Annotated in this window: 9 protein-coding genes; 4 read left to right on the top strand and 5 right to left on the bottom strand. The window is 73.7% G+C overall.

What is annotated here, in order from left to right; all coding sequences use genetic code 11:
* Positions 1-34: 34 nt before the first annotated feature.
* The 4 genes from ABYE80_RS12900 (at position 35) to ABYE80_RS12885 (ending at position 3849) form a co-directional block, all read left to right on the top strand.
* On the top strand, positions 35-1099 hold the full coding sequence (locus ABYE80_RS12900; protein WP_372790691.1) for an NAD-dependent epimerase/dehydratase family protein: 1065 nt from the start codon (positions 35-37) through the stop codon (positions 1097-1099).
* 52 nt (positions 1100-1151) lie between these two features.
* The gene (locus tag ABYE80_RS12895; RefSeq protein ID WP_372790690.1) at positions 1152-1862 is read left to right on the top strand and encodes a response regulator; all 711 of its coding nucleotides are present in this window, start codon (positions 1152-1154) and stop codon (positions 1860-1862) included.
* Positions 1859-3052, top strand: coding sequence for a sensor histidine kinase (locus ABYE80_RS12890; RefSeq protein ID WP_372790689.1), 1194 nt, complete (start codon positions 1859-1861; stop codon positions 3050-3052). The genes ABYE80_RS12895 and ABYE80_RS12890 overlap by 4 nt, the downstream gene beginning before the upstream one ends.
* A 116-nt stretch (positions 3053-3168) precedes the next feature.
* Positions 3169-3849: a metal-dependent transcriptional regulator gene (locus ABYE80_RS12885; protein WP_372790688.1), complete on the top strand. Its 681-nt coding sequence runs from the start codon at positions 3169-3171 to the stop codon at positions 3847-3849.
* A 67-nt stretch (positions 3850-3916) separates the two neighbouring features.
* Here ABYE80_RS12885 and ABYE80_RS12880 read toward each other — a convergent pair whose 3' ends face one another.
* The 5 genes from ABYE80_RS12880 to ABYE80_RS12860 form a co-directional block, all read right to left on the bottom strand.
* A complete protein-coding gene (locus ABYE80_RS12880) occupies positions 3917-4813 on the bottom strand; it encodes a type IV toxin-antitoxin system AbiEi family antitoxin domain-containing protein (RefSeq protein ID WP_372790687.1) in 897 nt (298 codons plus the stop codon).
* Positions 4814-4866: 53 nt separating this feature from the next.
* On the bottom strand, positions 4867-6255 hold the full coding sequence (locus ABYE80_RS12875; protein ID WP_372790686.1) for an ABC1 kinase family protein: 1389 nt from the start codon (positions 6253-6255) through the stop codon (positions 4867-4869).
* Positions 6256-6290: 35 nt separating this feature from the next.
* The gene (locus ABYE80_RS12870; protein WP_372790685.1) at positions 6291-7463 is read right to left on the bottom strand and encodes a ribonuclease D; all 1173 of its coding nucleotides are present in this window, start codon (positions 7461-7463) and stop codon (positions 6291-6293) included.
* A gap of 10 nt (positions 7464-7473) precedes the next feature.
* On the bottom strand, positions 7474-8421 hold the full coding sequence (gene gluQRS, locus ABYE80_RS12865) for a tRNA glutamyl-Q(34) synthetase GluQRS (RefSeq protein WP_372790684.1): 948 nt from the start codon (positions 8419-8421) through the stop codon (positions 7474-7476).
* A gap of 27 nt (positions 8422-8448) precedes the next feature.
* Positions 8449-8898: hypothetical protein (locus ABYE80_RS12860; RefSeq protein ID WP_372790683.1), on the bottom strand; the 450-nt coding region annotated here is incomplete at its 5' end.

The following is an 8898-nucleotide window of genomic DNA, read 5'->3' as shown; positions in this document are numbered from 1 at the left end:
TCCACGTCATCGACCGACCCGGAGGACCGACACCGTGACCCACGTCCTCATCACCGGCGGAGCGGGCTTCATCGGCGGGCACATCGCCGACGCGCTGCTGACCGCCGGCCACGACGTCCGGCTCCTGGACGCCCTGCACCCAGCGGCGCACGGCGACGGCGCGCCCGAGCTGCCGCAGGGCGCCGAGTGGATCCGTGGCGACGTCCGCGACCCCGACACGGTGGCACGGGCCCTCGCGGGCGTCGACCACGTCTGCCATCAGTCCGCGATGGTCGGCCTGGGCACGGACATCGACGACATCGCCGACTACGTGTCGCACAACGATCTCGGGACGGCGGTGGTGCTCCGGGAGCTCGCTCGCTCGGGCTTCCGCGGGCGGCTCGTGCAGGCGTCGAGCATGGTCGTCTACGGGGAGGGTCGCTACGTGTGCCCCGAGCACGGTGACGTCCGGCCAGGACCCCGGCGCAGGGAGGATCTCGACGCCGGCCGCTTCGAGCCTCCGTGCCCGGTCTGCGGCAGGCCGCTCGAGAACGCGCTGGTCCCGGAGGACGCTCCCCTGGACCCCCGCAACGTCTACGCGGCGACGAAGCTCCACCAGGAGCATCTCGCCGAGGCGTTCTCCCGCGAGACCGGGATCCCCGTGACCTCGCTGCGGTACCACAACGTCTACGGGCCGCGGATGCCGCGCGATACGCCGTACGCGGGCGTCGCCTCCATCTTCGCCAGCGCGCTGGCGGGCGGACGCGCGCCGCGGGTCTTCGAGGACGGCGGCCAGCGGCGCGACTTCGTCCACGTCCGCGACGTCGCCCGCGCCAACGTCCTGGCCCTGACCGCCGAGGACCCCGTCCCGGGCGCGTTCAACGTCTGCAGCGGCCAGGCCCGCACCGTCGGGGACATGGCCCGCGCGCTGCACGCGGCGCACGCCGCGGCCCCGGCCCCGGTCGTGACCGGGGAGTACCGGTTGGGCGACGTCCGGCACGTCGTCGCCGACCCGGCGCGAGCCGAGCGCGCTCTCGGCTTCCGCGCGCAGGAGGACTTCCTCGTCGGCATGGCGGAGTTCGCGCACGCACCGCTGCGCGACACCATGAACACCCGGTGAACGCGGTGGGCCGGGTCTTGTGCGCGGTCGTCCCGCCGTCCACACTCAGCCGGTGAGCACGACGAGCGAGCATTCCCGCGGGTCCGTCCTCGTGGTCGACGACGAGCCGACGATCGGCGACGTCGTCTCCCGGTACCTGCAGCGCGCCGGGTACACCACGCGCCTGGCCCCCGACGGGCCCTCGGCCGTGACCGCGGCCGCGAGCGACCGCCCCGACCTCGTGGTGCTCGACCTGATGCTGCCGGGGATCGACGGGCTCGAGGTCATGCGGCGGATCCGTGAGCAGGACCGGCGTCGCACCCCGATCATCCTCCTGACCGCGAAGGGCGAGGAGCACGACAGGATCGTCGGCCTGCGCCTGGGCGCCGACGACTACGTCGTCAAGCCGTTCAGCCCGGCGGAGCTCGTCGCGCGCGTCGACGCGGTCCTGCGCCGCCTCGACACGACGCCGGAGGACGAGCCGCCCATCGAGCTCGACGGCCTGCGCATCGACCCGGTCGGGCGCAAGGTCCTGGCCGCAGGCACCGAGGTGCAGCTCACGCAGCGCGAGTTCGACCTGCTCCTGTTCCTCGCGCGCCACCCCGGCCGGGCCTTCACGCGCAATCAGCTGATGGACCGGGTGTGGCAGTACTCGTTCTACACCGACACCTCGACGGTCACCGTGCACATCCGCAGGCTGCGGGCCAAGATCGAGCCCGATCCCGAACAGCCGCGGTTCATCGAGACCGTCTGGGGGGTCGGGTACCGGTTCGCCACCCCATGAGCGGCCTGGGCCGCAGCATCCTGTTCGTGGCCGGGCTGACGGGCCTGACGGTCACGGCCGCCTGGCTGGGCTACGGCGGTCACGCCGCCTGGGTGTCGCTGGCCCTGCTCGGGCCGCTCGGGGTGCTCGCCGTGGTCGTCGGGCACGTCGTCGCCTCGCGGCGCAGCGCGATCGGGTCCCTTCGCCGGCAGGTGGGGCTGATCGCCGCGCTCATCGTGGCCCAGCTCGTGATCGCGGTCCTGCTGTTCGTGCAGATGATGTTCGTGAGCCGCCACGACGCCTACTTCACGGTGCTGGTGGTCGCGTTCGCCGGAGCCGTGGGCGTGTGGCTGGCGCGCGTCCTGGCGCGGGACGTGATGCAGGACGTCGACACCATCCGCACGACCCTCAGCGCGGTCGGGGAGGGGCGCCGCGACGTGCGGACCGGCCTCACCGCCACGGATGAGCTGGCCCGGCTGGGCGCCGAGGTCGACACGATGATCGACCGGATCGACCGCGAGGAGTCGGCCCGTCGCGCGCTCATGGCGGCCGTCTCGCACGACCTGCGGACGCCGATCACGGCCCTCCAGCTCATCGCGGAGGGGCTCGAGGACGACATCTTCGAGCCCGAGCGGCGCCGGGAGCAGCTCGGCCGCATGACCACCCACGTGCGGGCGCTGAGCGGGCTCATCGACGACCTGTTCGAGCTGACGCGCCTGCAGGCGGGGGACATCCGCTGGACGGCGGAGCGGGTTGCGCTCGACGAGCTCGTGCAGGAGACCGTCGACGCCATGCGCCCGCAGGCGGAGGCCCGCATGGTCGCGGTACGGGCCGAGCTGCCGCCCACCGCGGCGACCGCGCGGGCCAACCCCGAGCAGCTGCAGCGCGTCCTGTTCAACCTCATCCAGAACGCGATCCGCCACACGCCCGCCGACGGCAGCGTCGTCGTCCGTGCCGAGCCGGTCGGGGACGGGGTCGAGATCGAGGTGGCGGACACCGGCACGGGGATCGCCGAGGGTGAGCGGCGCCAGGTGTTCGAGGCGTTCTTCCAGGGAGGAGAGCGCAAGGCGCGAACCGACGGGGGCGCCGGGCTCGGGCTCGCGATCGCCCGCGCGATCGTCGAGGCGCACGGGGGTCGTATCTGGCTCGAGGACACCGATCGCGGGACCCGCGTGCGGTTCCTGCTGCCGGACGTCGGCACCCCCGCCTGACCGGCCGACGCGACCGTCGCCCCGGCGCCGCAGGACCCGAGCACCGTACGGGCCGCGTGCCGGCGAGGCCCGCAGCGAGGTCCCTGGCCCTGCCGGGCATCTAGGATCGTTCGGGCATGGTGCCCTCAGCACATGGCTCCCACGGTGAGGCGATCCAGAACTACGCCAAGGCGATCTACTCGCTGCAGCGCCGCGCGGACGACGGTCAGGTCGGTACGAACGAGCTCGCCGAACGCCTCGGTGTGACCGCAGGGTCGGCATCGGCCATGGTCAAGCGCATGGCCGAGCTCGGCCTCGCCGAGCACGCGCCCTACAAGGGCGTGACCCTGACCCGCGACGGGGAGCTCGTGGCCCTGGAGGTGCTGCGGCACCACCGGCTGCTGGAGCTGTACCTCGCCGAGCACCTCGGGGTGCCGTGGGATCGTGTCCACGAGGAGGCGGAGGCCCTCGAGCACGTGATCAGCGAGGACCTCGAGGCGCGCATCGCGGCGAAGCTCGGCAACCCGACGCACGACCCGCACGGCGATCCCATCCCCGATGCCCAGCTGCGTATCGACGAGGGGGAGACCGCATCGCTCGCCGCGCTGGAACCGGGCGCGCGCGGTCGCTTCGTGCGCGTGAGCGACGCGGACCCCGCCATGCTGCGCTACCTCGCGGAGCAGGGGGTCGGCCTGGGCGACGCGGTCGAGGTCGTGGCGCGGCAGCCGTTCGGGGGTCCGCTCAGCGTGCGGTTCCCCCGGGCCGAGCTCTCGATCGGCGGCGACCTCGCCCGCGCGATGCGCGTCAGCCTCGACTGACCCGCCCTCCTCTGAGGCCTGTGCCGCTGGTGCAGACACTGTCAGCACGAGAGGCACAGCCCCCGCGTCACATCGCGAGGAGCAGGCGGATCCGCTGCGCCGTGGCCTGCGCCTCGGCGGGGTGCAGGTCGTCCCACACCAGGCGCAGGATCCGGAACCCGGCCAGCTGGTAGTCGCCGTCCCGCCGCCGGTCGGCCCGCATCTGCGAGCGGCGACGGTGGAAGGCACGCCCGTCGAGCTCCACGACGAGACGCCGCTCCCGGTACACGCAGTCGGCGCGGTGGCCCGCGATCCTGACGTTGAGCCCGTCCGGGCGCGGGATGCGGTGCGCCTTGAGGAAGCGCAGGAAGCGGCGCTCGAACTCGGATTTCGTGTGGGCGTCGTCCGCCTCGATCAGCCGGCGGACCCGTGGCGCCCCGGGGCGGAACGGCGTGCGGGCCTGCGCCTCGGCGATCCGGTCGAGCCGCAGGCGCGGCTGCCGGTCGGCGAGCGCCCGGTACTCCTGCCAGTCGAGGATGTCGGCGAGGTCCACCAGCGTGCGCGGGATGGTCGTCAGCGCGAAGTGGCCGCTGCGGAACACGTCGACACGGTGGAGGTTGCGCGTGCGGTGGGCGACGATCCCCGGCCGGGACTTCACCCAGGCCGGACTGCTGAGGTGGACGTCCGCGGCACGGTCCCACGCGAGCATCCCGTGGAAGGCGGCGGCCGTCGTGTGCGAGAGGACGGCGTGCTCCCCGTACGCCCACAGCGCGGCGAGCCAGAGCCCCTCGTCGCGCAGCGCCGTGTGACCCAGCGCGTAGACGCCGTGGTGCACGCGGCTCAGCCGCCCGGTGGCAAGCCGATGCCCGATCTGGTGCTGGGCCAGCCCTGCCGCCCGGAGGTCGGCGTGGCGGAGCAGGCCGAGCTGCCGGTTCGCGGTCGTGAGCAGGGCCATCTCGCGGGCCTGTGCCTCTCGTGCAGACATATGCCCCACTAGGGGCACAGGCCCCGGGGTTCGCCCCCGGAGCAGGGGTGGGGCTACGCCGCGCGGTCGAGCGCCCAGTCGCGCTCGAGGCGACCCAGGGCGGTGTCGGCGGGCTCGTCGAGGAAGAACTCCGCCCACAGCGAGCCCCAGTCGGCCGCGGCCCGCAGGTCGCAGGCGACGCCGAAGAGGATGTTCTCCATGCGCCGGACCAGGAGGCCCTCGGGCGGGACGTTGAACGAGCGCACCATCCTGCGCCAGTCGCCGCCGATCGACAGCACGCTCTCCATGAGGGCGTGCGCCGCCGCGCCGCTCAGGCGCGCGGGCTGCTCCCACTCGAACAGGTAGGCGCCGCTGCGACGCATGTGCTCGTAGAGCAGCTCGTCGGGGAAGTCCCAGCCGTCGGGCAGGTACCCCAGGCCGTCGAGCGCCCGCGTGACGCCCGCGGGATCCTGCGCGCGGATCGCGCCGAAGACCTGCGCCTCGCGTCGCGCGTAGCCGGAGGGGAGCCGGCGCATCATCCCGAAGTCGAAGAACGACACCGAGCCGTCCGGCAGGCGCAGGAAGTTGCCGGGGTGGGGGTCGCCGCAGGCCAGGTCGAGCCTGGACACGCACCCGTAGAAGAACCGGTACACGATCTCCGCGAACTCGTCGCGGACGTCGTCGTCGCGCTCCTTCACGGCCGCGAAAGGCGCACCGTCCTCGATCAGCTCGGTGACCAGGACGCGCCGGGTCGAGTGCTCGGTGTCGACGGCGGGGATCCGGACGAAGGGATGCCCGCGCCAGGCCCGGACCATCTGACGCTGGGACTGCGCCTCCAGCTCGTAGTCGAGCTCCTCCGTGATCCGCTCGCGGAGCTCCCGTCCCATCGCGGCCGTGTCGAGCCCGGGGGCGATGCGCCCGAGCAGCGGCAGCAGCAGCTGGAGGTTCCGCAGATCGGACTCGACCGCCTCGGCGATCCCCGGGTACTGGACCTTGATCGCGACCGGCGTGCCGTCCCTGGTCTCGGCGCGGTAGACCTGTCCGATCGAGGCGGCGGCGATCGCGTCCTCGTCGATGTCCGCGAGGACGCGCGCCAGCGGCCGGCCCCACTCCTTGGCCATGAGCTGCTCCATCCGCCGGAACGGCACGTGGGGGGCGCTGTCGCGCAGCTCCGCCAGGCGGGTCTTGATGCGCTCGGAGTCCTCGGGCTCGAGACCGGGGAGGTCCACGGTGGACAGCACCTGCCCGAACTTCATCGCGGCGCCCTTCATCGAGCCGAGCTGCACCACGATCTGCTCGACGATCGCAGCGGTCCGCTTGCGCTGGGCCCGCTCCCGCGAGTCGTCGGTCCGGGCCTTGTCCAGCAGCTTGCCGCCCGCGACCCGCGCACCCTGACCGGCGACGAGGCCACCGATGCGTGCGGTCCGCCCGATGCGGGTGGTCGGGGTGCGATCGGCGGGCATCTCGGTCAAGGGTACGGCGGGGCCGCCCCGCCGGGTCACGTGGCGTCGTTGACGATGTGCAGCCGCAGGTCGCTCCCGACGCTCAGGGTCCGTTCCCCGCGCAGGAGGGCGAGGAGCTCCTCCCCGACGACCTCGCGCCGCCAGCCGCGAAGGGTGCGGACGTCGGGTTCCGGGAGGTGCTCCCGCACCGCGGTGACGACCGCCTGGAGGTCGGCCCGGGTCGCGAGCAGCTCGTACGCCAGGTCGGACTCCATCGCCCCGGCCCGGACGAGGGCCTCGGCGAGCGCGATCAGCGGCGCGTCCTGGGGGGTGGGGCCGGGACCGCGTTCCCGCGTCGGCGGGATCGGGGGCTGGGAGCGGCCACGCTCGACCGCGTCGAGGATCCACTTCCCACGGCGCCGCAGCGTGCCCTCGTGCAGCCCGCGGATCTGCGACAGCCGCTCCATGTTCTTGGGCTTGCGCCGGGCGATCTCGACGAGCGCGGCGTCCTGCAGCACGCTGGAGACCGGCTTGTCCTGCTCGCGGGCGGTCTCCTCGCGCCAGGCGACGAGCTCACTGGCGACCGCCCGGACGCCGCCGTCGAGCCCGGCGATGCGGGGCAGCCGCTCGAAGATCTGGTCGACGTCGCGGTCGTCGGTGATCGACTCGAGGACGCGGCACTCCTCACGCGCCCAGTCCAGCCGCCCGGAGGCGGTCAGGCGCCGCTGCAGCTCGTCGGCGGCCTGCAGGATGTTGAGGACGTCCCCGCGTGCGTAGTCGGCCTGCTCGGGACTGAGCGGTCGCGTGTCCCACTTGGTGAACGACGCCGACTTCTGGAGGCGGACGCCGAGCAGCTCGGCGAGGAGTCCCTCGTAGCCGATCTGCGCGCGCATCCCGGCGAACCCCGCCGCGATCTGGGTGTCGAAGACGTTCGTGATGTCGGTCTGCCACACGCGCCGCAGCAGGGCGACGTCCTGCCGGCCCGCGTGGAGCACGATCTCCACATCGGGGTCGGCCAGGAGCTCGGCGAGCGGCTCGTGGTCGAACCCGCCGCCGGTCAGCGGGTCGAGGATCCACACGTCCGCGCCGCCCTGGCCGTCGTCGACCGCGACCTGCACGAGGCACAGCAGCGAGCGGTACCGCCCCTCGCCCATGAACTCCGTGTCGATCCCCAGGCGTCCGGCCGCACGGGCTCGCGCAGCGATCTCAGCGGTGTCCGGCCCGGCCATGGCCGTGACCCTATCCGCGCGGATCCGTCGATGCGTCGGGCACGAGCCCAGGGAGCCGGACGTGCGGAGCGGCGCGCGGAAGGCGATCGGGATCGAAGGCCGCGATCAGCTGCGCCGTGTCGGGCTCGTCGCCGGGCGCGCAGAGCCCGACGCTCGCCGCGAGGGCGCCCCGGACCGTCGCGGGCCTCTCGCCAAGCGCGAGGCGTGCCTCCAGGGTAATCGCGCCGTCGCGCTTCGCCAGCCGGCGACCGTCGCCGCCGAGGACCAGCGGGACGTGGGCGTAGGCGGGCTCCGGCAAGCCCAGTCGCCGGGCGAGCCAGACCTGACGCGGTGTCGTCTCCGCCAGGTCGGATCCGCGCACCACCTCCTGCACGCCCTGGTCGGCGTCGTCGACCACGACCGCGAGGTTGTAGGCGTGCGTGCCGTCGGCGCGGCGCACCACGAGGTCGTCGACCGCCGTCTCGACGCGTCCGAGCCGGCGGTCGGCGAACGCCACGGGCTCCGCGTCGGCGCGGACGCGCAGGGCGGCGGGGCGCCCGGAACGCTCGCGCTCCGCCCGCTGTCGGGAGCTCAGCTCGCGGCACGTACCCGGATAGGACCCCTCGGGGAGCTCGCCGTGCGGAGCGCTGGCGGCCTGTCGCAGATCCGCGCGCGTGCACCAGCACGGGTAGACGAGGCCGAGGGCGCGCAGCTGCGACAGCGCCTCCTCGTAGCGGTCCGCCCGCTGCGACTGCCGCAGCGGTTCGCCGTCCCAGTCGACGCCGATGGCCGCGAGGTCCCGCAGCTGGCCGTCCTCGTGCTCCGGCCGGGACCGCCCGCGGTCGAGGTCCTCGATCCGCAGCAGGAACCGCGACGAGGCCGAGCGCGCGAACAGCCAGGCCAACAGCGCGGTGCGGAGGTTCCCGAGGTGCAGCGGGCCGGTGGGGCTGGGGGCGTAGCGACCGTCGTGACCCGACACGCCCGGGAGGGTACGCGGCGGCGACCCTCAGCAGCCCGAACGCGGATCCGCCGGGTTCGGCGGCGTCGGGGTGCATTCGCGCAGGGACCCGGCGACCGGGGTGTAGAGCGACCCCTTGACGCGCAGCTTCGTCAGCCGGGTGAGCAGCAGGACGGTCTGCGTGCTGACCGACAGGCGCAGGTCGAGCTCGACCGTCTGCAGGAACCGTCGTTCGACCCCGTAGGCGCTGCCGGTCGAGACGATGTCCCGCCGGATCGTGAGGACGCTCGGCAGCAGGTGGTCGGTGACCGACCCCAGGAGACCCGGGTTGAGGGCGATGGCTCCGGTCAGTCCGCGGAGGTCCGCCAGCGCCGAGGTCCGCGTGGCGAAGGACGCGCCGTCCCCGAGCTCGGTCCTCAGCGACGGGCACCAGCTGCCGCCGACGCTCGCCAGACGCGTGACGGTGAACCCCGACGTCCCGACGCCCACGAGGCACTG

Origin of the sequence: Paraconexibacter sp. (assembly GCF_041602235.1) — a bacterium.
In the GTDB taxonomy this organism is placed as follows: Bacteria; Actinomycetota; Thermoleophilia; order Solirubrobacterales; family Solirubrobacteraceae; genus Paraconexibacter.
The sequence above is the reverse complement of the archived record's forward strand: the minus strand, read 5'-3'. Positions and strand labels throughout refer to the sequence as shown.